Below are 26,742 nucleotides of genomic sequence, written 5' to 3'. Positions count from 1 at the left end.
TTCCATTTTAGCCATTGATAACAACCCATTTTTTAGTAACAGAAATAGGCTTATGTTCCTGTATTAAAACCCTATCCCCCTTTTTGCAACTATTATTCTCATCATGCGCTGTATACTTCTTGTATTTTTTAATAACTTTTTTATACAGCTTATCCTTATACACTTGTAACACCGAAACCTTTACAGTCTTATCAGACTCAGCATTAGTTACGACACCACAAAAAACCTTCTTAGGCATTTCTTCCCTCTCTCTTTCTTCTATTTAATACAGTTAGACTACGAGCTATGCTCTTTCTTATTGAGCTAAAACGCGAAAAATTATTGCACTGGCCCAGCTTTTTTTGAAAAGCCAAATTAACAAATTCTTTTCTCAAATTCATAAGAAGTTCATGTAATCCTTGTGAAGATTCTGATTCAAATTTAACCATATCCATTGCAACTCCATTCAATTATGATTAGATATAAATTTACACTTCATAGGAAGCTTAGCAGTCGCTTTTTCAAGCGCCAATCTTGCTAAATGCATGGGAACATCACTACTAATTTCAAACAAAACCCTACCGGGCTTAGCTTTAAATACCCAAAACTCAACACTACCTTTCCCTTTACCCATACGTACATCTGCTGGCTTTTTACTAACCGGGGTATCAGGAAAAATTCTTATCCACACTTTACCAGAGCGTTTTAACGTTCTAGATATTACGCGTCTTGCAGTTTCAATATGCTTAGACTGAATCTTACCTACTTCCATAGCTTTTAATCCATAATCTCCAAAAGACAGCGTGCTACCACCCTTAGCATTACCCTTAATTCTCCCCTTAAATACCTTTTTATATTTACTCTTTTTGGGAACAAACATTTCAATATACCTTAACTACCAATATAAACCCAAACTTTAACTCCTATAATACCACATATAGTTTTCGCTTCACAAAAAGCATAATCTATATTAGCACGTAAAGTGTGCAAAGGCAAACGACCTTCTTTGTACCATTCAGTACGAGCTATTTCAGCTCCACCAAGACGCCCAGAGCAACTTACTTTAATACCCCCAGCACCCATCTTCAAACAATTTTGAATAGCTTTTTTCATCGCTCTTCTACATGAAATCCTTTTTTCTAGCTGATGTGTAATACTCCTTGATATTAAAGCTGCATCTATTTCAGACTTTTTAACTCCTACTACATTCACTTCGACACTACTTCCTACTTTTTTAGCTATTTTTTGCTTTATCTTCTCAACATCCAAACCTTTCTTACCTATTATAACCCCAGGTTTAGAAGAATGTATTATTACAGACACTAAAGTAACTGTACGCTCTACAGTTACTTTAGAAATACCAGCATGCTTAAAGGATTCATTTATATAACTGCGAATAAATAGATCTTGATGCAATTTCTGTTTATAATCGTCCGTAGCACACCAAACAGAATCCCAGGTATTACTATTTATTTGCAATCTAAATACTTTAGGATTAACCTTCTGTCCCATATTTTTACACTTTCCTTATTAATTTTCCATTTCTATAAATCATACAATTTCTTTCAATTTTATAGTTATATTACTATAAAATTTGCTCATTCTATTAGCCCTACCCATAGCTTTTGGATATACTCTACGCAAAGTAAGTGACTTACCTATTAAAATTTCCTTTATATATAAATTATCAACGTTCAATCCATAATTATTTTGAGCATTAGCAATTGCAGAATTCAACACCTTCATTATAAAACCGGCAGCCTTTTTTTCACAAAATCTTAATTGTACATTAGCAAAAGAAACTTTTTTATTACGCACTAAATCAGCAACCAAATTTAATTTGCGAGGAGTTGATCTTAAAATCTTAGAACCAGCCTCAACTATTATATCCCTATTTTTCATATCAATTGCCTACCTTCTTGTTGCCTTTTTATCACCACCATGCCCAGCAAATTTACGAGTAGGTGAAAATTCACCGAATTTATGACCTATCATATTCTGATTATCAACACTAACAGGAATGTAATCTTTACCATTATAAACAGCAAATTTTAAACCCAAACAATTAGGAAGAATTACAGAAGCCCTGGAATGAATTTTTATCACCTTATTAATAGAACCCTCTTTTAAAGCTCTCTGAACTAATCTTAGTACAGATGGGTGTAAAAAAGGTGGTTTCCATACAGATCTACTCATAAATTAACCTTTCAATTTTTTTATATACTTATCACTAGATTTATTTTTTTTCCTAGTTTTCTTTCCTTTTGTTGCAATACCCCAAGGAGTAACAGGATGACGACCGCCAGAAGTTTTTCCTTCTCCACCTCCATGAGGGTGATCAATCGGATTCATTGCAACTCCACGCACAGCCGGTCTAATTCCAAGCCACCTACTTCTCCCAGCCTTACCCAACTTTCTATTCTTATGATCAAGATTAGATACTACACCAATAGTAGCTTTACAAGAAGATAAAATCAACCTAACTTGACCAGATCTAAGCCGCAATAAAACATATTGACCATCACGACCAACAATTTGCGCACAACAACCCGCAGCTCTAGCAATTACAGCACCACCACCTGGCTTCAATTCAACGTTATGAACAAAAGAACCAACAGGTATATATTTCAACAACAAACAATTACCTGGCAGAATATCAGCATCATCTCCAGCTGTCACAACATCACCAGGCTTCATACCTTGAGGAGCTAATATATAAGATTTAGCATCATCCTCCTTATATGATATTAATGCTAAAAATCCACTTCTATTTGGATCATACTCTATTTTCTCAACTATACCCTGATCTCTTCTATTACGTTTAAAATCTATAACTCTATACTTCTTCTTGTGACCACCACCTCTATGACGAGTTGTAATTCTACCATGATTATTTCTTCCACCACTGGATTTCTTACCAAATACAAGAGACTTCTCCGGCTTATCTTTTGATAAACCAACTTTACTTATTAATACAGTCCCACGAGAAGACGGAGTAACAGGATTAAAAAATTTCATACCCATATTAAACGCTCATTATATCTAATTTTTGACCATCTATCAAAGAAAAATAAACCTTTTTTCTCTGTTTTTTACAACCAATCACACCCCTAAACCGTCTATATTTAGGTTTAACTCTAATAACATTTATAGAAGAAATTTTGACATTAAATAAAGACTCTATTGCCGATTTTATTTGACGCTTATTTACATTTACAAAAACGTACAAAGAGTATTTATTAAACTTCTCTCTTAAAAGAGAAGCCTTTTCTGTGATTACAGGAGATTTTATTATATTATTATATTTAATCATAACAATCTACCTTCAAGATGCTTTAAAGTGTCTTTTGTTAACATCACGCATTCATGATTCAATATATCAAAAACATTTAACCCAATAGGTTTGATTAAATCTACATAATGCAAATTTTTAGCAGCACGTAACAAATCATCTCCATAATCACCAACTATTAAAAAAGAAGAAAATTTAAAATTTTTAATATATTCACACATTTTAGATGTTTTCTTCACATCAACATTTAAACTATCAAGAACAATAACTTGATTATTTAAATATTTTAGAGATAAAGCAATTTTCAAACCAAATTTACGTACTTTTTTATTAAGAGAGTAAGCATGACTCCTCACAACAGGACCAAAAATAATTCCACCACCTCTAAACTGAGGAGATCGCAAGCTCCCCTGTCTCGCCCTACCGGTGCGTTTTTGACCATACGGCTTAGCTGTTGTACCAGAAACATCACTGATACCCTTTGTTTTATGAGCACCAACTCTTCTCTTTGCTAATTGCCATCTCACTATATCATGCAAAATACTCAATTTTTGCTTGGCAGAAAATATCAAGGGATTAAGCTCAACACTACCTACATTATTATTAGATAGATCAACTAATTCACATTCCATAACTAACTCACCAAATTATTAGCATCATCACTCATATTCAACAGCAGACCTACTGGAAAAGGAACATCTTTATGTAAAGGCTTTTTAACTGCATCTCTCACAAAAACATAAGAGTTTTTAAACCCAGGAACATTATTACCCTTTACAGCAATTATGCTATTTTCACAATCAATGGATAATATTTTCATATTCTGTACAGTTACTCTGCTATTACCTAAATGACCAGCCATTTTCTTCCCCTTGAATACTCTACCAGGATCTTGACATTGACCAGTAGAACCTTGTGATCTATGAGCGATAGAAACACCATGAGATGCCCTAAGCCCACTGAAGTTATGCCGCTTCATCACACCAGCAAACCCTTTGCCTAAAGAATAACCTGTAATATCAAGATATTGACCAACCACAAAATGATTAACCCCCACTTTTTTACCACATTCTATTCCGAATAGATCAGTTAATCTACTTTCATATAATTTACATTTACTATTTACACCCTTTTTCTTTAAATATTCCAACTGAGGCTTTGCTATTTTTTTTAAATCTCCTGTGCCTAAAATGACTGAATTGTAGCCACATTTATCTTGTCCTTTTATATCGATAATATAAGTTTCGCTGAGATGCAATAAGGTTACAGCCATGCGACTATTATCAAAATACATAGCAGTATGGCCAACATTCGTCATTAACAAACCAATTCTCCTAAGCGAATTTATTCTCTTCATTTTTCTTTTCCTAAATATTAACTTCCTTAACCTTTAAATCCACTTCTACACCAGCAGAAAAAGATAAATCTGCAAGCATCTTCATCATAGTAGAAGTAGGATTATGTACAATAATTAACCGCTTAGAAATTCTCATTTCAAATTGCTCACGAGATTTTTTATCAACATGAGGAGACCTATTAACAGTAAATTTAGAATCTTTTCTTGGCAACGCAATCGGACCAGATAAATCTGCATTAAACTGCTTTAATTGATCAATAAACTCCCGAATACACTTTTCCAATAAAGAACAATCGAAAGCTTTGATTCTAATATATATATCTTGCTTCATCTTAGTTGTTATACTCATTCTAAAATTTCCGAAACAACGCCAGAACCAACAGTTCTACCACCTTCTCTTATCGCAAAACGCAATCCTTTATCCATTGCTATTGGTACTTGCAACTCCACTTCTATACTTACATTATCCCCTGGCATTACCATCTCCTTTCCATCTAGCAATTTTATGCTCCCAGTTACATCCGTTGTTCTTAAATAAAACTGTGGCTGATAATTTCCAAAAAATGGTGTATGCCTTCCTCCTTCTTCTTTCTTCAATATATACACCTCCGCATTAAATTTCTTATGCGGGGTTATTGTCCCTGGTTTTGCCAATACTTGCCCTCTCTCCACTTCTTCTCTCTTTGTTCCTCTTAGTAATATTCCTACATTGAGTCCTGCACTTCCCTTATCTAGCAACTTCTTAAACATCTCAACACCAGTACATATCGTCTTTTGCGTCGCTTTCAGACCTATTATCTCTATCTCATCCCCTGTCTTTACCTCCCCCTTCTCTATTCTTCCTGTTACTACCGTCCCTCGGCCCGATATTGAAAATACATCTTCTATTGGCAACAAAAACGGCAAATCTATAGGCCTTGGAGGTACTGCTACATACTCATCTAACTTCTCCATCAATTTATCTATTGATTTCTTTCCATACTCACTACTATCATCCTCTAATGCTTTTAACGCAGACCCAACTATCACAGGCACTTCATCACCTGGAAATCCATACTTACTCAGCAACTCTCTCACTTCCATTTCCACCAAATCTATCATATCAGCATCAGCAACATCAGCTTTATTTATATATACCACGATATATCCAACACCCACCTGTTTTGCTAGCAATATATGCTCTCTCGTTTGTGGCATCGGCCCATCAACCCCTGACACTACCAATATCGCTGCATCCATCTGTGCTGCACCTACTATCATATTCTTTACATAATCAGCATGTCCAGGGCAATCAACGTGTGCATAGTGTCTCTTTTCTGTTTGATATTCAACATGCGCTGTTGCTATTGTTATTCCTCTCTTTCTTTCTTCTGGCGCTTTATCTATTTGATCATATGCTACAAAATTACCATAATGCTTTGTTATCGCCGCTGTTAACGTTGTCTTCCCATGATCCACATGTCCTATCGTTCCCACGTTTACATGCGGCTTTCCAAATGCTTCTACTATCGCTGTCATAACTTTAACTCTTCTACCTAAAATACAAATACATCAATAAATAATATGTTGATTTTATATAAATACAACAAAAAAAAGAGCGGATAGTGGGAATCGAACCCACGTCACTAGCTTGGAAGGCTAGAGCTCTACCATTGAGCTATACCCGCACAATGGAGGAGGTAGGATTCGAACCTACGTACGCAACGCGGACAGATTTACAGTCTGTTACCTTTAACCACTCGGTCACTCCTCCACAAAAATCTGTTAAGAGAACACTACCTTAACTTAAGTTTTATTATCCCTAATATTAAACATCCAAATCCAAAAGATCAAGTAATAAAAGCTAATCTAACTGAAATCAGTTAGATTTCATTTTGTATAACATAATATTATCAATAAAACGCCTAAACAAATAATGCGAATCATGAGTGCCTGGCGCCTCTTCTGGATGATACTGCACAGAAAAGACTGGGCAATCCTTCATCATTATTCCCTCTACACTATTATCAAATAGAGAAATATGAGTAACCTCAACGTTACTTGAAAGAGAAGCTGAATCAATAACAAAACCATGATTTTGGCTAGTTATCTCAACTTTTTTACTCTCCAGATCATAAACTGGATGATTACTCCCTCGATGACCAATATCCATCTTGACAGTCTTTGCTCCCAAAGTAACTGCAAGTAATTGATGGCCCAGGCATATGCCGAAAACCGGCACCTTAGACTTTACAATAATTTCTATCTCTGAAATTACACTCTCCCCTATCTCTTGCGGATCACCAGGACCATTTGAAAGCACTATACCATCTGGGTTCATGCTTAATATTTTGTAAGCAAAACCTGTATCTGGTTTGACTAATTCAATCGTACAATCAAGTTCTACTAAGCGTGAGATTATACTAATTTTTACACCGAAATCAACAATTACAACTCTATATTTTGCATTAAGATCGCTTTTAAAGTTATTACTTAAACTAACTTTCTTGGTTATTTCTATTCCATTCACAGATTTGTATTTCTTCAATTCATCCAATATATGCGCCTCACTTGAAGGACATATCATTCCATTTTGAGATCCATATTTTCTCAAATGTCTCGTCAACGCTCTAGTATCAATTCCCGATATCCCAACCACATTATTTTTCTCCAACCAATCATTTAAGCTAATATATGAAGAAGAGTGAGACATAGGAGAAAGTTCACGCATAACCACACCACTTGCAAAAACTTTTTCTCCTTCATTATCTTTATGATTTATTCCAACATTACCAATATGAGGAAAAGTGAACGCTATTATTTGATCAGCAAAAGAAGGATCGGTTATAGTATGTTGATAACCGGTCATACCAGTGATAAAACAAACCTCACCTATACACTTGCCTTTTTTACCTATTGATTTTCCTAAAAAACACTTGCCATCTTGTAAAACTAAAGCTGCATCCTGCATTTAACTCTCTCTTAAACTAATTTAAATATTATATAAGAATTTTAAATAACATGCCAAAACTCAATCGCAAACTTTTCCACATAAAAATATCTTGACCATCGCATATTTCATACTATATGAATAAACCATTAATTAAAATGGAGGGTGCAGTGCTTAGCAATACAGATCAGTCTAAAAAAATAAATGAGAAGTGGCTACTGATAGGAGCTGGCTCATTGTTGCTTACAATAATGCTACCATCAATTTTGCTTTTAGCAAAAATAGCTATAATGTTCATTATAATCTCAACTACAGCAATAGCAATAAAAGTGGCCTCAAAAGCAATATCAAATGTCTTAGAGGATAAAGAGAACCAGTCAACACAAAATAAAATTATAAATTTAGCTATTGGAGTAGTGTCCATACTTGCAGGTGGGTTATCATTACTTATTACAGCAAAAGTTGGTTTCATCGCAATATGTTCAACTATAGCTATTTTAACTCTGTACGAATATATTAAAGATGAAAAAATAGGTAAGGATATAAATCATAAATTTGATGAAATAGCTAATAACATAACTGAATTTTGCGTGAAAAGCATTGAAAAACTTATTCCATCACAAAGTTGTGAAGTGTAACCTTTTGTTTATAAATTTTTAGATGCATGGCTAACGTATAAACACTGAAATCAGCACTTCCTTTCTTGTTATCCTAGTAATGGCTTCCATCATCAAAAATGTTGTATTACTTTTATACTCGCAAATCTAACTGGATTCCAATGTCAAGCACTGGAATGACATTACCTTGAATGGAAATCGGTGCGTGATGTACATCTGTATAGAGATTAAATATGTCATTCAGTTTGTTATCATTCTAGTACTGCCATTCTATAGGTAACAGCTGTACCTGGAACTCCTCTCTTGTCATTCCAGCACTTGATGCTGGAATCCAGAAAACTTAATTTCAAACTAGTACTTTCCCTCTTTTCATCCCAATTTCCAAAATGTTACTCCAGCACTGAAATCCAGCTTTTTTATAACTATCGAAAACACTGTATTACTTTACAAATTTAACTAGATATAATTACTGGCATGGCACGTTCGTAAAATTACGATAAAAAATTACTTGACAAACTCTAATAGCTTTGTTACCATGCACAGCGAAGGTGTTCTAGAGCTCGGAATCTATCTTCGTCTGCAGGCTTTTCAATTCAGTTAATCTATAATCTTCAGTTAAAATACATTTTAGCTATACTTCGGTCGTAGCTGTATACATTTTTCTGAATCTTTTTTATTAACAGAAGGATCATTATGTTTAAAATTCTGAATTACGCATATCATTAACCTGCATGTCTTTAAAGGACAGATGGTACCTATGTCCTTTTTATATTATATTTTCTAAATTTATTATTTTACACCCCAGTCTTTTTCAAATATTGCAAGCCCTTGATCAGTAAGTGGATGATTAATTAACTGTCTAAGTATTTTTGCTGGCACAGTAATTGAATCAGCACCAAGTTTTGCAGCCTCTATTACATGCGCTGGACTTCTTACTGATGCAACAAGAATTTTTGTGTTAAAACCATAATTAGAATATATAGTGCATATATCTTCTATTAGCGATAAGCCATCATAGCTTATATCATCAAGACGACCAACAAAGGGAGAAATAAAACAAGCACCGGCCTTAGCGGCAAGCAGTGCTTGTCCAGGAGAAAAACATAATGTGATGTTAGCAGGTATTTTATGTTCTGTCCACAACTTTTTACAAGAAATTAATCCTTCATGTGTAAGGGGTAACTTCACTACGATATTACTAGCGATTTTCGCTAACTTAAGGCCTTCCTTAACCATATCCTCATGGCTATCTGCAACAACTTCAACACTAACAGGCCCTTTTATAACAGAGCATATCTCACTTGCTAAATTTTCGTATTTATCTTTATGTCCAGATTTTGCTATCAAAGAAGGATTTGTTGTTATGCCATCAATGAACTCTTTTAGCTCCTTAATTTCATTCAAATCAACACTATCAAGAAAAATTTCCATATTATTGTCCTAATTATTGTCCTATTCAAAACCCATTTTTACAAAATATTGTCATCTTTGAAAAGTATTAAATAAAATCGGATTTTTAACTCAACTCAATTCTAAGTCCGTTAGGAAAGAAAATATTGCACTGAGACACAGTATAGCGCTTTCCTTAATTGGTTGCATTTTATTAACAGAATTAGCATAACCAATTTCTGAAGTTTACTAGCTTTACGTCCAATAGAAATTCTTGCATAGCCTAAAACTTAGTGCTACTATTAGTATAGTAACATAAATAGGTAGTGAGGAACAATAAACAAAATGACTAAGGTCGAGTTTAACGCTCGCAATTAAATTCAACTAAAAAGGTTAATATAAAAGGAGTTTTGATAGCTTAATCACTCCTAAAGTAAATATATTATCAGAACAATAGTAATAGGGGGTATACTATGTCAACAAATTTCCCGATATTGAAAGATATATTAGCAGAACTGAAAAGAAAAAATAGCATTACTGTTCTAGAAGAATACTATCAGAGCAAATGGGAGATTTATGACTTGTTCATGGATTTAACAAATGATGAAAATTTGAAGCAAGCATATATAGATCTATCTTTCAACAAAAGCTTTAAAAAAAACTTTATAGAATTAGCAAATCAGGCAAAAAAAGCTGTAAGTAAGTATTTTAGAGACAAAGACATAGACCTTCGAGCTTTTTATGTAGAAACTAACACTTCTGATAAAGTGTTAAACATTAATCTTATTAATTACAATAGAAGTGAGCCAATAAGAATTAGTGATATCTTACAGCAAGAAAGGGATATTAGCACATTGAATATCTATTGCGATAAAAAGCATGACATATACGCTTACCGAAAAGGTAAGGAAAGACATTATGAATTTAAAGAGGATGCATATTATGAAATGACAAGCACTTGGCCTGTGCAGGACAAGGATGGAAAAACTGTTACCTGTACTATGGTTATGAATGTAAGTAATTCTGGTATAACTAAAGTACTACAGTTTAATGGTAAAGATTTTGAATCGCCACCTAAGGAGTTTTTGGAATTAATAAGACAAAATGAAGAATTATATATTCAAGGTCTCTCTCTACATGACGCTGTCAAAGCATTATTGGAGAAGAATAAAGATGCTCTAGCTGTTATTAATCTGCAAAACAATGAACATATCGTAATCAATAAAGATGAAAAGATGAAAGATCTTGAAAATGATGCTAAAAGCAATCCTATTCTTTCTTTCACTAGCAACAATGTATCAGAGGTTAATACACAGCAGATTGCAACTCAGGCAATTGCAACTCAAACAGAAGTTAATTCACAGCACACTGAAACTCAGACAGAGGTCTCTGTGCAACACGTTAAGACTCAAACAGAAATTGGCTTTCAACAGACTGAAACTCAAAATTTGCAAGAAGTTACAACTCAAACAGAGATTAATCCACAACAAATTGCAACTCAAACAGAAGTTAATTTACAGCACACTGAAACTCAGACAGAGGTTGCTGTGCAGCACGTTGAAACTCAAATAGGAATTGGCTCTCAAGAAACTGAAACTCAGACAGAAGTTAATTTGCAAGAAGCTGCAGTGCAAACAGAAGTTAACTCACAACAACTAGATCAAAAGCTTACAAAAGCTGAACAAGAAATTAGAGAATTAAATGAACTGAGGAACAATTTACAATATAGGCTCGACGAGGCTGAGCAAGAAATTAGAGAATTAAATGAGCAGAGGAACGAATTACAATATAGATTCGACAAGGCTAAACAAGAACTTGAAGAGTTAGAAAAGCACAATAGTGACTTACAGAATGAACTTGGAGAAGAAAAGCAAAAAAATGCAAAATTGCAAGCTGAACTGACACAAAAAAATGAAAAGCTAGCAAATATGTCAACAGAGCTGGAAGAAAGAGCGCAAAAACTTGAAGGTGCATATGAAGAAAAGAAAGACCTGAAGAAAAAGCTGGAAGTTGCTAATGCAGGAAAAGAAGAGTTGATAAGTGAGTTAAGAAAACTGCAAAACGCATTAGCTCACCTGGAAGAAGAAAGGTTTCATTTAAAAAACGATCTTGATCAGTTAAGAATCGATAATGAGAGTATAAAAAAAAGCAAAGAGGAGCGAATATCAGATTTAGAAAAAAAGTTATTATTATTGAAAGAAGAAAAGCAAATGTTAAACAGCCGTATAATAAAGCAAGAAAAATTAGAACAGGAAATCATAGAGGCTAAGCAAGAAATTGAAGAGTCAGAAAAGTATAATAGTGATTTACAGGATGAACTTGGAAGAGAAAAGCAAAAAAATGCAAAATTGCAAGATGAACTGACACAAGAAAATGAAAAGCTAGCAAATATGTCAACAGAGCTGGAAGAATTTGAAAAGGCAAATAAAAAACTGAAGAAAGACCTGGAAGTTGCCAATGTAGAAGGAAAGAAACTGAAAAGTAAAGTGAATCAGTTAGAAGAGGCAAATGCAAATGAAGAGGAAGCAAACAGCATGAGAGATGAACACAGTACATCGTTAATGAATTTAAAATCTCAAATGCAAAGCTTAGATGATAAGCACAACACAAATCTGGAATCTTGTAAACAAGAGGTAGATCAGCTAAAGTGGAAATGTGAAGAGTTAACGAACAAGGTAGAGCTTAAAGATGAACAGATCGAGAAAATAAGAGAGCAATTACAGCAGGAGGTAAAGAATGAACGTTTAATGAATTTCAAATCTCAAATGCAAAATTTGCAAAGTGAGCACAACGCACATTTGGAACCTGATGAACAAGAGGAATGTGAGCTAGAGTGGGATAAGTCGGATTTAACGCCAGAGACTGAAGATAAGCAGATCGAAATGATGATACTGCAATTACAGCAAAAGATAGTAGAAGAGAATAAGCGCTATGCTGAGATTGAAAGATTGGAAGAAAAGGTAAAAAATCAAGCTTTGGAAATTAAAAGAATAATGGAAGAAAAAGAAAAGCTAAACGGTAAAGAACCATATCTAAATAACCAAGATGCAGAAAAAAACCCTAGGTCTTTAAGCTTTGATAGCGCATTTCATAGCGATGGTGATGATGATCACTGTAATTCATTTCTAAATTTAATCAGCATTCCCTCACAGGCGTGTAGTCAAAGTCAGCACGAAAGTGTTTAATACTGTTCAGATGCATGTGAAACCAGTCCTTCTTTTCTTGTCAAGTCCCCCTTGTCATCCCAGTGCGCGACACTGGGATCCAGTTAAATTTGCGAGTATAACAGTAATCAACGTTTTAATGATTATGAAAAACCAGTGTCACAAACTGGGATGACATCTTCCCTGAACCATAATGTTCGTACAGTTGTGTGTCAGCTACTTGAAGTGGGAATGACAAGAGTAAACTCATTTCTTGAACACAAAAAGAGCCCCTAAAGAGATTTGACATCAAGATAACTTAAATATATACCAACTCTCTTATTTTTTAATGATTCCTCATCATGAGTCAAATGATCAAAAACCTGAATTTGATTCGTTATAATGCTACAATTATTATTTGCAACCTCTAATATACCATTATCAATTACAACTTTTTCCTTTGTCTGGTTACTCATTTGAACAGTAATTATACCAGGCAATAAATAAATTAAGTAAGGAGAATGGTAAGCTAAAATCACTAGCTCTCCTTCAAGCCCATTGACTGAAAGCGAAACCACTTCATCGAATGAAATTCGATTATCAGGAGAAAAAAATTGCACCTTAAAAGTGTTCATAATCTTTAATGTCCGGCTCCAACTTCAGCTTTTATTGATTCAGCCTTTTCTATTGCTTCACTTATACTTCCCACCATATAAAAAGCAGCTTCTGGCAGATGATCATATTTACCTTCAATAATTCCTTTAAAACTAGAAATAGTATCAGAAAGTGAAACAAATTTGCCAGACATGCCAGTAAATACCTCCGCAACATGAAAAGGTTGAGAAAGAAACTTCTGAATTTTACGAGCTCTATCAACAATAATTTTATCTTCATCAGATAGTTCATCCATACCAAGTATTGCGATAATATCTTGCAGCGACTTATAAGTTTGCAATATACGTTTCACCTCAGAAGCCACATTATAATGTTCTTCACCAATGATTTCAGCAGATAAAGACTGAGAAGTTGAGTCAAGTGGATCAACAGCAGGGTATATACCCATTTCAGCTATCTGCCTTGACAACACCGTGGTTGCATCAAGATGAGAGAATGTCGTTGCTGGAGCTGGATCGGTCAAATCATCTGCAGGAACATATATAGCCTGTACAGAAGTAATAGAACCAGCAGTAGTTGAGGCTATTCTCTCTTGCATAGCGCCCATATCAGTCGCAAGAGTTGGCTGATAACCAACAGCCGACGGTATTCTTCCAAGCAAAGCAGAAATTTCAGAGCCAGCTTGAGTAAAACGGAAGATATTATCTACAAAAAATAGAACATCTTGATTTTCATGATCACGAAAATACTCCGCCATAGTTAGTGCTGTTAAAGCAACCCTAGCCCTTGCTCCAGGAGGTTCATTCATTTGACCATAAACCAAAACGGCTTGAGATTTTTCGTGCTCATTTATATTTATTACATTCGAAGTAATCATCTCGTTATAAAGATCATTACCTTCACGCGTTCTCTCTCCTACTCCAGCAAACACAGAAAATCCTTTATGAGCTTTTGCTATGTTGTTAATCAGCTCCATTATCAGAACTGTTTTACCAACACCAGCTCCACCAAATAAGCCAATTTTTCCTCCTTTAAGATAAGGAGCAAGAAGATCTATAACCTTTATTCCTGTAACTAAAACTTCTTCCTGTATCTTTTGCTCAGTAAAACTTGGAGGTGATCTATGTATAGGTTCTAAATCATACTTTCCTTTTAGCGGACCACACTCATCTATAAGCTCCCCTACAACATTAAAAACCCTTCCTAAAGTTGAGCGTCCAACCGGAACTGATATTGGTGCACCTGTATCAACAAACTCATCACCTCTTGACATACCATCTGTGCTATCCATAGCAATGCAACGAACTATATTGTCACCTATATGCTGTGAAACCTCTAAAACTAGCTCCTTGCCCTTATATTTTAGTTTGCTTTTTAAAGCATTAAATATCTTAGGCAACCCGTCTTCAAATTTTAAATCAACAACTGCTTGAGTTATTTTAACTACTTTACCTGTACTCATCTCTTTCATCACCTAACACTACAATTCTATAAAAGAACTTCTAAAGAAAATAAATCTTATATTATTAACAGAAATTTTGCAATATTAAAACACTTACTAGTTACGTTTCATTATAAACAATGCAAATGCATTCAATAGCCAAGTAATAACAAACAGCACCAAACTAAGCGCATAAGCAGCAAGAGTTTGCACACTATTGAAATCCTGATCTCCGGTAAGTAATGTAGCAATTTGTACAGTGATAGTAGTAACTGAATTGAGAGGATTAAAGGTCAAATTTGCATTGATTCCCACAGCCATTAGTACAATCATTGTTTCACCTATCACTCTTGAAATTGATAATAAAATTGCACTTAAAATTGTAGGCATTGCATAAGGTATTGTTATATGCCATATAGTTTCCGCTGGTGTTGCGCCAAGCGCCATAAAACCATAACGCAAACTTTTTGGAACAGATCTTATAGCATCTTCAAGCAAAGAAATAATAAAAGGAAGAATCATTACCCCGATCGATAAACCAGCAATCAAAGCACTTTCTGAGTGTATACTTAAATTAAAAAAATTTGCTACCTGCTTTATAAAAAAAGACAAAAATACAACTGAGAAGTATCCATATACAACAGTAGGAATAGCAGACAAAACCTGTAAGGCTGTATTAATAACATAACGCACTTTTTCACTCGCATACTCACTAATATATATTGCAGAAAATAAACCAAGCGGCACCGCAACTAACATTGCTACAATAGTTATAAGTAATGTCCCCACTAAAAGTGGCGCTATACCAAAACATCCCACCTCTCCTCCGCCAATAATAGCTACATTATGCTTCCATTTTAAGCAAAATAAGAATTCTGAAATAGCTACTTTATTAAAAAAAGAAATGGACTGAACAAAAATAGATAGCATTATAAATAAAGTGATAAAAAGTGATATTGCTAAAGCCATAAATAACAAAAATTTTACCATCTTATTTCTTTTACCTTTAAAGATAAAAATCAGCATAAAAAAAAGTAACGCTATAGAAATAGAAGTTATAAAATAACCATCATAGAATGCTAACAAACAAGGTAGCATCCACATACAACTCAAATATATATAAGACTTAACTTTACTTACTGCTTGAAACTTACTCAAACAAAATAAAAGGATTAGTAAAACAGGTACGCCTATAATTAAATTCATTTTTCCATACATCAAATTTTATTCAACAAGAATGCCATAGAAGTTGACCATTATTTGACAATAGAGCAAAATAATTTAAAATAAATAGTCATATTAATATAAAAGCAATGAAAAGAACATTTCAACCAAAAAATTTAAAAAGAAAGCACAGACATGGATTTCGTTCACGTATGTCAACAAAAGCTGGAAGAAAAATTCTTAATAAGCGTCGTTCATTAGGGTGTAATAAATTATGCGCATAATAAGCATAAAAAAAAAGAGTTTTCCTTTGCTTTTAAAAACAGATTAGCACCTGACAGTCTTTTTTATCGAGGGGTATATATATCACTATATGCTATAAAAGAAAGAGAACCTGAAAAGTATATTCATGTTATTAGAGTAGGTCTGGCTATCAGTAAAAAAGTCGGAAAAGCAGCAAAAAGAAATAAAATAAAAAGGCAATTACGAATGCTAGCTAAAGTTAGCATTTCTAATATAAGTAATCTAGGATACTATTACATAATACTAACCCATAAAAACATTATGCAAGCAGGCTATAAAAATTTACAAAAAGATCTAAATATTTGCTTAAAGAAAGATAAAATAAGAAGAAATTTTCACTAAAGTATTTACAGCTATGTTTTTTATGATAAAGTAAGTAGAGTTTTTAAAATAAATTAATAGATGTGGGTACTTGATGGTAGAGAGTATAAGAAAACAAGATAAAAAGCTCGATACAAATAATGCTGAAGAGAGTTTTTATGAATATAGAAAGTCTAGCTACCGTACACAATGGGGAATGGCATTTGAACAAAGCCAGTACTTAGAACAAAATAAGGATAATCCTAGAGGGAAGTTGCTAAATTTGAATATAGAAGCAACTTATTACAATAAGAGAATGGTTTGATAAAAGTAAAAGTACCTGTTCAGGGGAGTGGTTGAAGAAGCGATAGGCAGGGGATTGTATAGTTCTCTTTGTTTTCATGTGAAGTATAATGAGATTATCTTTTCAAATTCCTAGCTCTGATTACGTAAAATATGAGCTTTTACAGTAAACGATATAATGCCTAATTTGCTGTTCAGCGTGATAGCGGAATACTTTCTAGTTTACTTAAAAAATTTCACATCATTCTTTCAGATTTTAAAATATTTTTCGCAACTTGAGAAGCTCCAGTTGCTTCAGATAGGTAGCTTCAAGTAATACCTTATACGTTTTGCAACTTTCTTACACTTCTGTTTCATTTTTTAATAAAGCTTTTTTTAGCATAAACAATTTAGTGGATGCGTTTTTTAAGTAACAGCCCAGAACTTTAACTTCAATAGTCCGACTATGTTTCAAAGTACCTGTCAGCGACTATTACGATTGCACCATACACCTTTTTGCATTTTGAAGGAACTCTACATTCACTATTTGATACGCTTTCAATTCACATTAAAAACTTCAATTCACATTAAAAACATCACTTATAATTCTCACGTTTTGAATTTTTATAAAATCCACTGAGTGCTACAATTATCACCTAACTCTTGGACCAAATGTATCTGCTTTTTGGTAGTTTGCTACTTCTTCTTTCTCCTCATCTCCAAGAACTTAATTAATATTCAATTATATAAAGTTTGATTTTCAGAAGATCAACTTTTTGATGATTTGTTAAATATTGCTATCTCTCCTCCTCATTTACAAACAGGTAGCAAATTCTACTTTTAAATTTTCTACTTTTATTTTAAAGTTTTCGCAGAGTTCTAAAAGATCAATTATATTACCTCACAGCTACTCTATGTTTACCTTGTTTCATCGCTCTACTGAACAGATATAAATAAAAAAGAAATTTTTATAAACTTGGCAACGACCTACTTTCCCTTTTTAAGTATCATCGGCGCTAAAAAGTTTCACTTCCGAGTTCGAAATGAGATCGGGTGGTTCATTTTTGCTATAGTCACCAAGTCAATAAAAATTTCTGACTTAACAAATTTCAATTTAATATTTAACACTGCATATACACATATAGAAAGGAAATAAATCAATCAGGCTATTAGTACTAGTTAGCTTCACATGTTACCATGCTTCCACACCTAGCCTATCAACGTGGTAGTCTTCCACGGCCTTAATTGGGAAATCTTTTTGAAGAGGGTTTCTTGCTTATATGCTTTCAGCAATTATCCCATCTATACATAGCTACCCAGCGATGCTATTGGCATAACAGCTGGTACACCAGAGGTATATCCATCTCGGTCCTCTCGTACTAGAGTCAGACCTTCTCAAATTTCCTTCACCCACGGCAGATAGAAACCGAACTGTCTCACGACGTTCTAAACCCAACTCACGTATCACTTTAATCGGCGAACAGCCGAACCCTTGGGACCTTCTCCAGCCCCAGGATGTGATGAGTCGACATCGAGGTGCCAAACGGTGTCGTCGCTATGAACGCTCGAACACCATCAGCCTGTTATCCCCGGCGTACCTTTTATCCGTTGAGCGATAACCCTTCCATACAGAATTACCGGATCACTATGACCGACTTTCGTCTCTGCTTGGCTTGTCAGCCTCGCAGTCAGGCAAGCTTATGCCATTATACTATCAAGCTGATTTCTGACCAGCTCTAGCTTACCTTCGTACGCCTCCGTTACTTTTTAGGAGGCGACCGCCCCAGTCAAACTACCCACCATACAATGTCCTAGTTTCAGATAATGAAACATAGTTAGATATCAAAAATGTAAAGGGTGGTATCTCAAGGTCGACTCCATTACAGCTAGCGCCATAACTTCAAAGTCTCCCACCTATCCTGCACATCACATTTTTAATAGCAATGTAAAGCTATAGTAAAGGTGCACGGGGTCTCTTCGTCTAACCGCGGGTACCCCGCATCTGCACGGGGAATTCAATTTCGCTGAAATGATGTTGGAGACAGTGGAGAAATCGTTACGCCATTCGTGCGGGTCGGAACTTACCCGACAAGGAATTTCGCTACCTTAGGACCGTCAGTGTTACGGCCGCCGTTTACTGGGGCTTCAATTCAGAGCTTGCACTCTTCCTATTAACCTTCCAGCACCGGGCAGGCGTCAGACCCTATACTTCCACTTACGTGTTTGCAGAGTCCTGTGTTTTTAGTAAACAGTCGCTACTCCCTATTTTGTGCCACCTACTCATAGTTGCCTAAAAGCAGGTTACCCTTCTTCCGAAGTTACAGGTATAATTTGCCGAGTTCCTTCAACATCATTCTTTCAACACCTTAGTATACTCTACTCATCCACCAGTGTCGGTTTACGGTACGGCCTCATAAATATTAAGTGCTATTTCCTGGAGCTTCTTTTAAGCATAGATCAATCCAATAAGACCTACACAAATACAAAACCCGTCACACTTAAGAGGTTTAGGAATATTAACCTAATTGCCATCGACTACTCCTTTACGGACTCGCCTTAGGAACCGACTAACCCTACGCAGATTAACTTAACGTAGGAATCCTTAGATTTTTGGTGAGAGTGTTTTTCACACTCTTTTACGCTACTTATGTCAGCATTCTCACTTCCGATATCTCCAGCAGCTTTCACAAACCGCCTTCACAGACTTACGGAACGCTCCGCTACCGCGCCTATTAATCGAAATTAATAAGCACCCACATCTTCGGTATACAGCTTTAGCCCCGGTACATTTTCGGCGCAGAAAAACTTATTTAGACAAGTGAGCTGTTACGCTTTCTTTAAAGGATGGCTGCTTCCAAGCCAACCTCCTAGCTGTAATGGTTTTTCCACTTCCTTCCCCACTTAGCTGTAATTTTGGGACCTTAGATAGTGATCTGGGCTGTTTCCCTTTCCACCACGGACTTAGCACCCGTAGTGTGTCTGCTGTATAATTAATTGTTGGTATTCGGAGTTTGGTTAGATTTGGTAAGATGATGAATCCCCCTAGTCTATCCAGTGCTCTACCCCCAACAACATACATACAACGCTCTACCTAAATAGATTTCGCGGAGAACCAGCTATTTCCAAGTTTGATTGGCCTTTCACCCCTAATCACAACTCATCCAATAATGTTGCAACATTAACTGGTTCGATCCTTCAGTATGTTTTACCATACCTTCAATCTGGTCATGACTAGATCACTTGGTTTCGGGTCTAATCCATAAAACTAAACGCCCTATTCAGACTTGCTTTCGCTACGCCTACACCTACCGGCTTAAGCTTGCTTCATAGATTAACTCGCTGACCCATTATGCAAAAGGTACGCTGTCACTCTAAATATCAATAAATTGATATAGAGCTCCAACTGTTTGTAAGCACTTGATTTCAGATTCTATTTCACTCCCCTCCCGGGGTTCTTTTCACCTTTCCCTCACGGTACTTGTTCACTATCGGTCGTTAAGGAGTATTTAGGCTTGGAGGATGGTCCCCCCATATTCAAACAGGATTTCACGTGCCCCGCTCTACTCAAGGATTTAAAAACTTTCTACTTATACAGGACTATCACCTTCTATGGTTACCATTTCCAAAGTATTCTAATTCTTATTTTTAAATCACTAGCCTTTTCCGCTTTCGCTCGTCACTACTAACAGAATCTCGGTTGATTTCTTTTCCTTTGGCTACTTAGATATTTCAGTTCACCAAGTTTGCTTTATATACTTAGTATATAATAACTAGCTAAGCTAGTTGGGTTTCCCCATTCGGAAATCTGCGGATCAAAATTTGTTGACAATTTCCCACAGCTTATCGCAGCCTGCCACGTCCTTCATCGCCTCTTAACGCCAAGGCATCCATCAAGTGCTCTTAATAATTTATTTATCTGACTATATGTAGAATATGCAGAGTTAAATATTAACTTACAATTGAATTGAGATTAAATAATCTCTACCATAAAACTTTTCAAACATCTAAAAACTAATCTTTTATATGTTACAATCTGATAAATCATATGTCAACGCCTTTTTACACAAAACATTTACCTATTATTATCAACAACAACATACCAGTAATCTTAGAGCCTGTACGTGATCTCAAAAAAGGGATAGAATGAGAGGATAAAGTATATAAAGTAGGATATGCGAAGTTTATATCCAAGTGATATAAGTCGAGAAAAGTTTGAGATTATTGTAGCAGATCTGGAGTCTTGCAGGAAGAGGACAAAGCCAAGAACACTTGATTTATATCATGTATTTTGTGGAGTGTTATACGTCTTAAAAAGTGGCTGCCAGTGGAGAATGTTACCAAAAGAGTTTCCAAAATGGCGGAATTGTTACGACTATTTTAAGAAGTGGAGTGAAAAAGCAGATGCAAATAAAGAAAGTGTTCTGGAGCTGGTATTAAAAAAAAATAGTTGGCGTGGTCCGACAAAACAATGGTCGGAAAGAAAAAACCAGCTTCTGCATAATTGATGCACAAAGCGTAAAAAATGCAGATACTGCTGAAGAAAAAGGCTATGATGCAGGCAAAAAGGTTTCAGGAATAAAACGCCATATTGCGGTAGATACACAAGGTTTACCCCACGCAATTTATATAACAACGGCAGAAATAACTGATCGTAGTAGCGCTGTGAGAATGGTTAAAAATGCTAAAGAAAACCTATCTGAAGTTAAAAATATACTAGTTGATGCTGGCTACACAGGAGAAAATTTTGCAACACAAATAAAAGCAACTATTGGCGCTACCGTTGAAGTAATAAAGCGAAACGAATTACACACCTTTGTCGTATTGCCGAAAAGATGGGTTGTTGAGAGATCTTTTGCTTGGTTGCAAAAATGTAGGCGATTGTGGAAAAATTGCGAGCGGAAACTCAACACTAGCCTGCAAATGGTCGTTCTTGCTTTCGCTGCTTTGCTTCTGAAAAGATTATGAACAGGCTCTTAAACAGTACAATCTGAGAAATATTCGACAAATTGATATGTACAGAAAAATTAATGAAAAAGATATTTTGTAAGATAAAATGTGTTAAAATTAGTTACCTAAAAATGAAAATGAACATTTGGAGTATTTCTAATGTATGAAAAGTAATCTATCTTTTATAAAAAACTTTGCTTTAAATTGTATATCTAAGCTCACTGGCTTATTAAATATTAAAAAAGTAAAAAATTTCATTATGGATAAATACAATACTCTCCATAAAGAAATTGTAGCGCTTCTTGAAAAATCTAAAAACCTATTAAATACCAACATTGAAATCGGGTTATATCACTTCTATAAAGGTAATATATCAGATGCAAAGTTAAGATTTTGGTTAATTAGCATATTCTACCCCAAATTACCTATAATCTGGTATAATATTGGAAGATGTCATTTTGCAGTAGGAAATACTAATAAAGCTTATAATTATTTAACAAAGACGCTAAAATTAGATAGTAGTCACAAAGAAGCTTCTTACTACTTAAAAAAAATAACAAACACATCAGATATCGTAGAATTGCCTGAAAATCTCATAAAACAATATTTTGATTACACAGGTGAATATTTTGTTGAGCATTGGCTAATTGCCAAACAATACAGAGGGCATGAACTCGTACACATGATAATTACAAAAGTCTTTAACCACTACACTTCTGAACTGAATATACTCGACCTTGGTTGCGGTACTGGAATATGTGGTCACTTCCTAAAAATAAGTAATATTAGAAGTCGCATAACAGGAGTTGACATCTCAAATAGAATGCTCAATATTGCAAGAGGATGCCTTATAAAAGGTAAACCTGTTTACGATGAGTTAATACATACAGAAATGAAAGAGTTTCTTAAACAAGAGAAGAACCAGCAGTATGATGTAATTATCTTTGCTGAAGTGCTACACTATCTACATGATTTTCTAGCAGAATTGAAACTAGCAAAAGGATTGACAAGCAAAAAAGGGGTTATTGTATGTTTAGTAAGAAGAAAGGAAAGTAAAGGTATTGACTTTGTAAACAAGGGAGATTATTTTCGTCACTCAGAAGATTATATTCAGCATGTTGCAAAAGAAACAAATATGCAAATAAGTCAAATGAGTTACTGTAAAATATATGGCAGCCAAGTTGATGGTATCTTGTTTGCATTACAGTATCCACAAAAAAATTTAACAACTTAATCGAGAAATCGCTCAAATAAATGTCTATATTATCATAAAAGGAGCCTTATGAATTACATTGCTATTAACTACGCAAAGGATAGTAAATTAACCGCTTTTGGAAAAGCAGTTCTATTGGACAGATATTTAATAGAAAATGAAAGTTATCAAGATCTCTTTATACGCATTGCCAATTACTACTCTGATAATAAAGAGCATGCACAGCGTCTTTATGACTACATGAGCAATTTATGGTTCATGCCTTCAACTCCAATACTTAGCAATGGTGGTACCAAGAGAGGATTGCCTATTTCCTGCTTTCTTAACGAAACTGAAGATAGCTTGCAGGGAATAGTTGATTTATGGAATGAAAATGTTTGGCTCGCTGCACGTGGTGGTGGAATAGGTAGTTATTGGGGAAATTTACGTTCAATTGGTGAAAGTGTCAAAGGTAGCGGTAAAACATCAGGAATTGTGCCATTTATCGTAGTACAAAACGCTCTAACGCTTGCAATCAGCCAAGGATCATTAAGAAGAGGAAGCTCAGCCGTCTATCTTCCTGTATCCCATCCAGAGATAGAAGAGTTTCTAGATTTACGTAAGCCAACTGGTGGTGACCCAAATCGCAAAGCATTAAATATACATCATGCTGTAATAGTAACAGATAAGTTTATGCAAGCTGTTGAAGATGATCAAGAATGGGATTTAATAAGCCCTCATAACAATAAAGTTATTTCAACAGTAAAAGCACGGGATATATGGATTAAAATATTAACAGCAAGAATTGAAACTGGAGAACCTTATATTATCTTTCTTAATGCAACAAATAACAATAAACCAGAACCTTACAAAAAGCTCAATTTAGATATAAAAATGTCAAACCTATGCAGTGAAATAACTTTAACTACAGGTTACGATCACCTGAACAAGTCACGCACTGCTGTATGTTGTTTATCATCCGTAAATCTTGAATACTACGAAGAATGGAAAGATAATGAGCTTTTCATAGAAGATATAATGCGTTTTCTTGATAATGTATTAGAGGATTTCATAAACCAAGCACCAAATGAAATACAGCGAGCAAAATATTCCGCAATAAGAGAGCGTAGTATCGGTCTTGGCGTGATGGGTTTTCATTCATTTTTACAAAGTAAAATGGTTCCTTTTGAATCAGTAACAGCCCAACAATGGAATAAAAAAGTATTTAAGCATTTGCGCGAGCAAGCGGATGTAGTTTCTAAAAAATTAGCAGAAGAAAAAGGGCCATGTCTTGACGCTAAAGAAATCGATCTAATGGAAAGGTTCACACATAAGCTCGCTATTGCTCCAACTGCCTCAATTTCGATTATCGCAGGCAACACTTCCCCTGGAATAGAGCCATATGCAGCAAACGTATTTATACAGAAGACATTGACAGGTTCATTTGTAGTACGAAATAAATTCTTGCAAAAACTACTAGCAGAAAAAAATCAAGACAATGATGAAACATGGTCCTCAATTTCAACAAATGAGGGTTCTGTTCAGCATTTAGATTTTCTTAGCAAGCATGAAAAACTGACATTTAAAACAGCATACGAACTTGATCAACAATGGATCATAGAACATGCAAGTGATAGAACTTCTTATATTTGTCAATCTCAATCAGTAAATCTGTTCTTACCTGCCAATGTGCATAAACGTTACTTACACAAAATACACATGCTTGCTTGGAAAAAAGGATTAAAGAGCTTATATTACTGCAGATCACAATCAATGCAGAGAGCTGACAAGGTCTCACATGACATATTCAAAAAAAGTCAAATATTGCAACAAAAAACAGATATTAATTATGATGAATGTCTGTCATGCCAATAGATTTATGACACTGAATTTACAGATCATGTAATAAATAATGATGTAAAAAAGAAAAAATCTAATGAATGCTCTATAGAAACCTCAATGAATTTTTACAATCCATCCCAAAAGATAAGCGGTTAATGTGCCTTGATATGGGAGAAAAACAAATAGGCATAGCATTTAGTGATAAAACACAGCTTATAGCTACAGCTCATAATATATATTATAGAAGAAATATGAGCAAAGATTTAGGTTATCTAAATAGAGTACTTAAAGAAAATGAAGCTGGATCAATGGTAATAGGGCTACCATTCACAATAGATGAACAAGAGACCGAATGGTGTAAAGCAATAATCCAATTCGCAAATAAAATAATAAAAAAATGTAAGATAAACATATATCTACAAGACGAAAGTTTATCAACATCTCTTGCAACTCACGCACTAAAAATTACTGGAATATCAATCACAAAATCAAAAAAAATAGATGATAAAATTGCTGCATGTATTATTCTGCAACGAACGTTAGATAAGATAAATACCATCAAATAGTTTTTTTTAACTGAATTCATGTAAAACTATTCAATAAAACAAGAACTTCTCGTATAAGCATGACAAATTGCTGTAGCAAGAGCATCAGCAGTATGGTGACATTTTGTATTTAAGTTTTTAACTATTTGCTTCACCATAAATATAATCTGATCCTTATCAGCATGACCATTTCCAGTAATGCTCTTTTTTATATAGTTCGCATCATATTCATTCATGGTCAAATCCGTCATTTGTAATACTAAAATTACAATTGCTCTTGCATATCCTAAAGTTAGTGAAGATTTTGGATTCTTATTAACAAAAATTTTTTCTACAGCAGCTTCATTGGGAGAGTATAGAAAAATTACTTTCTTTAATTGTTCAAAAATTATATATAGACGTTCACCTGTACCTAATTTACCATCAGTTGATATGGTACCACCACCCAAAAATTTAATATTATTTTTTTCTTCCAGGCTGATAATGGCCCAACCCGTTTTGCTTATTCCCGGATCTAGACCGATTATCTTAACCACTTAATAAAGGCTTAACCAATAAACAAACACAAATAAAAATATCCAGACTACATCCACGAAGTGCCAATACCAAGAGGCAAACTCAAAGCATAAATGATCTTGAGGTATAAATTGATCTTTCCGAGCTCTAAATAAACATACTGACAAAAATATTATACCTATTATAACATGGACACAATGAAAACCAGTAATCATGTAAAAGTTGGATGTATAGATAAGTTTCTCTCCCGCTTCTTGTAGAGAAAAACTTGCTTCATAATACTCAATTGCTTGCACTATTATAAAGAAAATTCCAAGCAATATAGTTATAGATAACATTTTAATCATGCTCTTTTTATCATTTTCAAGTAAAAAATGATGTGCTGAGGTAATTGTTGTACCAGAAAGTAATAATATTAGTGTATTCATAAATGGTAACGACCACGGATCCGGTGGCAAAATCCCTTCAGGGGGCCATTCAACTTTTTTTGTAGGAGAAAACGCTTCAAATAAAAAAACCGGATCAAGCCAGGCTTTAAAAAATGAACAAAAGAACGCTATAAAAAACACAACTTCCGAGAGGATAAATAAGTACATTGCAAGCTTGAGTCCATGTTTTACAATGGCAGTATGGCATTTATCATAAATTGCTTCTCTTATTACATCTCTCCACCAATAAAACAGCACTCCTGATACCGCAGAGATTCCCAAAACTAAACCAAATATTCCAGAAATTTGTTTGTGGAGTGTACCAACTAATCCAAGTGCAAGAACAAGAATTGCTGCTGATATAGCAATTGGCCAGGGACTTGGGTCCACTAAATGAAAATCATGTTCTTTCCTTTTCATATCACCTTCAAAAATACATATCAAGCATACAAATTAGCTTA

The 26,742-nt window shown here is 34.6% G+C and carries 28 protein-coding genes, 2 tRNA genes, 2 rRNA genes and 1 pseudogene; 9 read left to right on the top strand and 24 right to left on the bottom strand.

The annotated features are described in order from the left end of the window. Nucleotides 1–7: 7 nt before the first annotated feature. The 15 genes from rpsQ to carA all read right to left on the bottom strand — a co-directional run bounded on the left by rpsQ (nucleotide 8) and on the right by carA (nucleotide 7,578). Entirely contained in the window at nucleotides 8–238 is a 231-nt protein-coding gene (gene rpsQ / locus ABWU24_RS05660) for a 30S ribosomal protein S17 (RefSeq protein ID WP_341815769.1), read from the bottom strand. Continuing rightward, a complete protein-coding gene (gene rpmC, locus ABWU24_RS05655; protein WP_341815768.1) occupies nucleotides 231–434 on the bottom strand; it encodes a 50S ribosomal protein L29 in 204 nt (67 codons plus the stop codon). The genes rpsQ and rpmC overlap by 8 nt, the downstream gene beginning before the upstream one ends. A gap of 11 nt (nucleotides 435–445) precedes the next feature. Then, the gene (gene rplP, locus ABWU24_RS05650) at nucleotides 446–859 is read right to left on the bottom strand and encodes a 50S ribosomal protein L16 (RefSeq protein WP_341815767.1); all 414 of its coding nucleotides are present in this window, start codon (nucleotides 857–859) and stop codon (nucleotides 446–448) included. 11 nt (nucleotides 860–870) lie between these two features. Next, the gene (rpsC, locus tag ABWU24_RS05645) at nucleotides 871–1,491 is read right to left on the bottom strand and encodes a 30S ribosomal protein S3 (protein ID WP_341815766.1); all 621 of its coding nucleotides are present in this window, start codon (nucleotides 1,489–1,491) and stop codon (nucleotides 871–873) included. A 39-nt stretch (nucleotides 1,492–1,530) separates the two neighbouring features. After that, nucleotides 1,531–1,881 (bottom strand): 50S ribosomal protein L22, encoded by a 351-nt coding sequence (rplV, locus tag ABWU24_RS05640; RefSeq protein WP_341815764.1) that lies wholly within the window; start codon nucleotides 1,879–1,881, stop codon nucleotides 1,531–1,533. Between the two features lie 9 nt (nucleotides 1,882–1,890). Next, nucleotides 1,891–2,175 (bottom strand): 30S ribosomal protein S19, encoded by a 285-nt coding sequence (rpsS, locus tag ABWU24_RS05635; RefSeq protein WP_353274578.1) that lies wholly within the window; start codon nucleotides 2,173–2,175, stop codon nucleotides 1,891–1,893. 3 nt (nucleotides 2,176–2,178) lie between these two features. Continuing rightward, nucleotides 2,179–3,003: a 50S ribosomal protein L2 gene (rplB, locus tag ABWU24_RS05630; RefSeq protein WP_341815762.1), complete on the bottom strand. Its 825-nt coding sequence runs from the start codon at nucleotides 3,001–3,003 to the stop codon at nucleotides 2,179–2,181. 1 nt (nucleotide 3,004) lies between these two features. Continuing rightward, the gene (locus ABWU24_RS05625) at nucleotides 3,005–3,292 is read right to left on the bottom strand and encodes a 50S ribosomal protein L23 (RefSeq protein WP_341815761.1); all 288 of its coding nucleotides are present in this window, start codon (nucleotides 3,290–3,292) and stop codon (nucleotides 3,005–3,007) included. Continuing rightward, a complete protein-coding gene (gene rplD / locus ABWU24_RS05620; RefSeq protein ID WP_006012216.1) occupies nucleotides 3,289–3,903 on the bottom strand; it encodes a 50S ribosomal protein L4 in 615 nt (204 codons plus the stop codon). Before rplD ends, ABWU24_RS05625 begins: the two co-directional genes overlap by 4 nt. Nucleotides 3,904–3,905: 2 nt before the next feature. After that, entirely contained in the window at nucleotides 3,906–4,628 is a 723-nt protein-coding gene (gene rplC / locus ABWU24_RS05615) for a 50S ribosomal protein L3 (protein ID WP_341815760.1), read from the bottom strand. A 10-nt stretch (nucleotides 4,629–4,638) separates the two neighbouring features. Continuing rightward, entirely contained in the window at nucleotides 4,639–4,959 is a 321-nt protein-coding gene (gene rpsJ / locus ABWU24_RS05610; protein WP_012482004.1) for a 30S ribosomal protein S10, read from the bottom strand. Between the two features lie 14 nt (nucleotides 4,960–4,973). Then, nucleotides 4,974–6,146 (bottom strand): elongation factor Tu, encoded by a 1,173-nt coding sequence (gene tuf, locus ABWU24_RS05605; RefSeq protein WP_015587867.1) that lies wholly within the window; start codon nucleotides 6,144–6,146, stop codon nucleotides 4,974–4,976. Between the two features lie 78 nt (nucleotides 6,147–6,224). Then, nucleotides 6,225–6,295 (bottom strand) — tRNA-Gly (locus tag ABWU24_RS05600). 4 nt (nucleotides 6,296–6,299) lie between these two features. Next, nucleotides 6,300–6,381 (bottom strand) — tRNA-Tyr (locus ABWU24_RS05595). 105 nt (nucleotides 6,382–6,486) lie between these two features. Continuing rightward, entirely contained in the window at nucleotides 6,487–7,578 is a 1,092-nt protein-coding gene (gene carA, locus ABWU24_RS05590; protein ID WP_015588344.1) for a glutamine-hydrolyzing carbamoyl-phosphate synthase small subunit, read from the bottom strand. 149 nt (nucleotides 7,579–7,727) lie between these two features. On the opposite strand from carA, the gene ABWU24_RS05585 reads away from it, so the two are divergent. Beyond that, a complete protein-coding gene (locus tag ABWU24_RS05585) occupies nucleotides 7,728–8,195 on the top strand; it encodes a hypothetical protein (RefSeq protein WP_015588343.1) in 468 nt (155 codons plus the stop codon). 768 nt (nucleotides 8,196–8,963) lie between these two features. Here the strand turns inward: ABWU24_RS05585 and fsa are convergent. Further along, nucleotides 8,964–9,605 (bottom strand): fructose-6-phosphate aldolase, encoded by a 642-nt coding sequence (fsa, locus tag ABWU24_RS05580; protein ID WP_341815759.1) that lies wholly within the window; start codon nucleotides 9,603–9,605, stop codon nucleotides 8,964–8,966. Nucleotides 9,606–10,036: 431 nt separating this feature from the next. Between fsa and ABWU24_RS05575 the strand changes: the two genes are divergently transcribed. Further along, nucleotides 10,037–12,748 carry a hypothetical protein gene (locus ABWU24_RS05575; RefSeq protein ID WP_353274576.1) on the top strand — a complete coding sequence of 904 codons (2,712 nt, stop codon included), beginning with the start codon at nucleotides 10,037–10,039 and terminating at the stop codon, nucleotides 12,746–12,748. A gap of 251 nt (nucleotides 12,749–12,999) precedes the next feature. On the opposite strand, the gene ABWU24_RS05570 is transcribed toward ABWU24_RS05575, so the two are convergent. From ABWU24_RS05570 to pstC, 3 genes are all read right to left on the bottom strand, one after another. Then, nucleotides 13,000–13,341 (bottom strand): F0F1 ATP synthase subunit epsilon, encoded by a 342-nt coding sequence (locus tag ABWU24_RS05570; RefSeq protein ID WP_010404622.1) that lies wholly within the window; start codon nucleotides 13,339–13,341, stop codon nucleotides 13,000–13,002. A 5-nt stretch (nucleotides 13,342–13,346) separates the two neighbouring features. Next, nucleotides 13,347–14,783, bottom strand: a complete 1,437-nt coding sequence (gene atpD / locus ABWU24_RS05565; protein WP_179943652.1) for a F0F1 ATP synthase subunit beta — start codon at nucleotides 14,781–14,783, stop codon at nucleotides 13,347–13,349. A 96-nt stretch (nucleotides 14,784–14,879) separates the two neighbouring features. Then, entirely contained in the window at nucleotides 14,880–15,968 is a 1,089-nt protein-coding gene (gene pstC / locus ABWU24_RS05560; protein WP_015588338.1) for a phosphate ABC transporter permease subunit PstC, read from the bottom strand. 107 nt (nucleotides 15,969–16,075) lie between these two features. Here pstC and rpmH point away from each other — a divergent pair, with 107 nt between their 5' ends. The 3 genes from rpmH (at nucleotide 16,076) to ABWU24_RS05545 (ending at nucleotide 16,854) form a co-directional block, all read left to right on the top strand. Further along, nucleotides 16,076–16,210 (top strand): 50S ribosomal protein L34, encoded by a 135-nt coding sequence (rpmH, locus tag ABWU24_RS05555; protein ID WP_015588337.1) that lies wholly within the window; start codon nucleotides 16,076–16,078, stop codon nucleotides 16,208–16,210. Continuing rightward, on the top strand, nucleotides 16,194–16,571 hold the full coding sequence (rnpA, locus tag ABWU24_RS05550) for a ribonuclease P protein component (protein ID WP_135352912.1): 378 nt from the start codon (nucleotides 16,194–16,196) through the stop codon (nucleotides 16,569–16,571). The genes rpmH and rnpA overlap by 17 nt, the downstream gene beginning before the upstream one ends. Before the next feature lie 73 nt (nucleotides 16,572–16,644). Then, entirely contained in the window at nucleotides 16,645–16,854 is a 210-nt protein-coding gene (locus tag ABWU24_RS05545) for a hypothetical protein (RefSeq protein ID WP_015588336.1), read from the top strand. Between the two features lie 220 nt (nucleotides 16,855–17,074). Here the strand turns inward: ABWU24_RS05545 and ABWU24_RS05540 are convergent. The 3 genes and pseudogenes from ABWU24_RS05540 to ABWU24_RS05530 form a co-directional block, all read right to left on the bottom strand. Beyond that, nucleotides 17,075–17,593: pseudogene (locus tag ABWU24_RS05540) on the bottom strand (hypothetical protein); the annotation flags it as partial. Nucleotides 17,594–17,785: 192 nt separating this feature from the next. Beyond that, nucleotides 17,786–17,892, bottom strand: a 5S ribosomal RNA gene (rrf, locus tag ABWU24_RS05535). A 67-nt stretch (nucleotides 17,893–17,959) separates the two neighbouring features. Continuing rightward, nucleotides 17,960–20,725: ribosomal RNA gene (locus ABWU24_RS05530) — 23S ribosomal RNA — on the bottom strand. Between the two features lie 258 nt (nucleotides 20,726–20,983). Between ABWU24_RS05530 and ABWU24_RS05525 the strand changes: the two genes are divergently transcribed. The 4 genes from ABWU24_RS05525 to ruvX all read left to right on the top strand — a co-directional run bounded on the left by ABWU24_RS05525 (nucleotide 20,984) and on the right by ruvX (nucleotide 25,358). Next, nucleotides 20,984–21,776, top strand: a protein-coding gene (locus ABWU24_RS05525) for an IS5 family transposase (protein WP_341815401.1) whose coding sequence is annotated in 2 segments (ribosomal slippage) — nucleotides 20,984–21,247 and nucleotides 21,249–21,776 — 792 coding nt in all. Because the reading frame shifts where the segments join, the coding sequence is not laid out codon by codon here. Between the two features lie 145 nt (nucleotides 21,777–21,921). Then, on the top strand, nucleotides 21,922–22,992 hold the full coding sequence (locus ABWU24_RS05520; RefSeq protein WP_341815757.1) for a methyltransferase domain-containing protein: 1,071 nt from the start codon (nucleotides 21,922–21,924) through the stop codon (nucleotides 22,990–22,992). Nucleotides 22,993–23,040: 48 nt separating this feature from the next. Further along, entirely contained in the window at nucleotides 23,041–24,825 is a 1,785-nt protein-coding gene (locus ABWU24_RS05515; protein ID WP_341815756.1) for a ribonucleoside-diphosphate reductase subunit alpha, read from the top strand. Between the two features lie 65 nt (nucleotides 24,826–24,890). After that, entirely contained in the window at nucleotides 24,891–25,358 is a 468-nt protein-coding gene (gene ruvX, locus ABWU24_RS05510) for a Holliday junction resolvase RuvX (RefSeq protein ID WP_341815755.1), read from the top strand. A gap of 26 nt (nucleotides 25,359–25,384) precedes the next feature. Here ruvX and ruvC read toward each other — a convergent pair whose 3' ends face one another. Together ruvC and ABWU24_RS05500 are read right to left on the bottom strand one after the other, a co-directional pair. After that, nucleotides 25,385–25,873: a crossover junction endodeoxyribonuclease RuvC gene (gene ruvC, locus ABWU24_RS05505; protein ID WP_341815754.1), complete on the bottom strand. Its 489-nt coding sequence runs from the start codon at nucleotides 25,871–25,873 to the stop codon at nucleotides 25,385–25,387. Further along, nucleotides 25,874–26,701 carry a cytochrome c oxidase subunit 3 gene (locus tag ABWU24_RS05500; RefSeq protein ID WP_341815753.1) on the bottom strand — a complete coding sequence of 276 codons (828 nt, stop codon included), beginning with the start codon at nucleotides 26,699–26,701 and terminating at the stop codon, nucleotides 25,874–25,876. It abuts the gene before it with no gap. Nucleotides 26,702–26,742: the final 41 nt, after the last annotated feature.

This window comes from Wolbachia endosymbiont (group B) of Hofmannophila pseudospretella, from assembly GCF_964028515.1.
GTDB lineage: Bacteria > Pseudomonadota > Alphaproteobacteria > Rickettsiales > Anaplasmataceae > Wolbachia.
Note: the sequence above shows the minus strand (reverse complement) of the source record. Positions and strands in the feature narration are given on the sequence as shown.

What these genes read in the sequence shown, in the direction of transcription:
- rplP (WP_341815767.1), bottom strand. Translation starts at nt 859, where the DNA reads ATGTTTGTTCCCAAAAAGAGTAAATATAAAAAGGTATTTAAGGGGAGA.
- rplC (WP_341815760.1), bottom strand. Translation starts at nt 4,628, where the DNA reads ATGAAGAGAATAAATTCGCTTAGGAGAATTGGTTTGTTAATGACGAAT.
- rpsJ (WP_012482004.1), bottom strand. Translation starts at nt 4,959, where the DNA reads ATGAAGCAAGATATATATATTAGAATCAAAGCTTTCGATTGTTCTTTA.
- rplV (WP_341815764.1), bottom strand. Translation starts at nt 1,881, where the DNA reads ATGAAAAATAGGGATATAATAGTTGAGGCTGGTTCTAAGATTTTAAGA.
- rpsC (WP_341815766.1), bottom strand. Translation starts at nt 1,491, where the DNA reads ATGGGACAGAAGGTTAATCCTAAAGTATTTAGATTGCAAATAAATAGT.
- tuf (WP_015587867.1), bottom strand. Translation starts at nt 6,146, where the DNA reads ATGACAGCGATAGTAGAAGCATTTGGAAAGCCGCATGTAAACGTGGGA.
- ABWU24_RS05625 (WP_341815761.1), bottom strand. Translation starts at nt 3,292, where the DNA reads ATGATTAAATATAATAATATAATAAAATCTCCTGTAATCACAGAAAAG.
- atpD (WP_179943652.1), bottom strand. Translation starts at nt 14,783, where the DNA reads ATGAGTACAGGTAAAGTAGTTAAAATAACTCAAGCAGTTGTTGATTTA.
- fsa (WP_341815759.1), bottom strand. Translation starts at nt 9,605, where the DNA reads ATGGAAATTTTTCTTGATAGTGTTGATTTGAATGAAATTAAGGAGCTA.
- rpsQ (WP_341815769.1), bottom strand. Translation starts at nt 238, where the DNA reads ATGCCTAAGAAGGTTTTTTGTGGTGTCGTAACTAATGCTGAGTCTGAT.
- ruvX (WP_341815755.1), top strand. Translation starts at nt 24,891, where the DNA reads ATGCTCTATAGAAACCTCAATGAATTTTTACAATCCATCCCAAAAGAT.
- rpmH (WP_015588337.1), top strand. Translation starts at nt 16,076, where the DNA reads ATGAAAAGAACATTTCAACCAAAAAATTTAAAAAGAAAGCACAGACAT.
- ABWU24_RS05520 (WP_341815757.1), top strand. Translation starts at nt 21,922, where the DNA reads ATGAAAAGTAATCTATCTTTTATAAAAAACTTTGCTTTAAATTGTATA.
- rplB (WP_341815762.1), bottom strand. Translation starts at nt 3,003, where the DNA reads ATGGGTATGAAATTTTTTAATCCTGTTACTCCGTCTTCTCGTGGGACT.
- ABWU24_RS05570 (WP_010404622.1), bottom strand. Translation starts at nt 13,341, where the DNA reads ATGAACACTTTTAAGGTGCAATTTTTTTCTCCTGATAATCGAATTTCA.
- ABWU24_RS05545 (WP_015588336.1), top strand. Translation starts at nt 16,645, where the DNA reads ATGGTAGAGAGTATAAGAAAACAAGATAAAAAGCTCGATACAAATAAT.
- pstC (WP_015588338.1), bottom strand. Translation starts at nt 15,968, where the DNA reads ATGAATTTAATTATAGGCGTACCTGTTTTACTAATCCTTTTATTTTGT.
- rplD (WP_006012216.1), bottom strand. Translation starts at nt 3,903, where the DNA reads ATGGAATGTGAATTAGTTGATCTATCTAATAATAATGTAGGTAGTGTT.
- rpsS (WP_353274578.1), bottom strand. Translation starts at nt 2,175, where the DNA reads ATGAGTAGATCTGTATGGAAACCACCTTTTTTACACCCATCTGTACTA.
- rpmC (WP_341815768.1), bottom strand. Translation starts at nt 434, where the DNA reads ATGGATATGGTTAAATTTGAATCAGAATCTTCACAAGGATTACATGAA.
- ABWU24_RS05515 (WP_341815756.1), top strand. Translation starts at nt 23,041, where the DNA reads ATGAATTACATTGCTATTAACTACGCAAAGGATAGTAAATTAACCGCT.
- ABWU24_RS05575 (WP_353274576.1), top strand. Translation starts at nt 10,037, where the DNA reads ATGTCAACAAATTTCCCGATATTGAAAGATATATTAGCAGAACTGAAA.
- ABWU24_RS05500 (WP_341815753.1), bottom strand. Translation starts at nt 26,701, where the DNA reads ATGAAAAGGAAAGAACATGATTTTCATTTAGTGGACCCAAGTCCCTGG.
- carA (WP_015588344.1), bottom strand. Translation starts at nt 7,578, where the DNA reads ATGCAGGATGCAGCTTTAGTTTTACAAGATGGCAAGTGTTTTTTAGGA.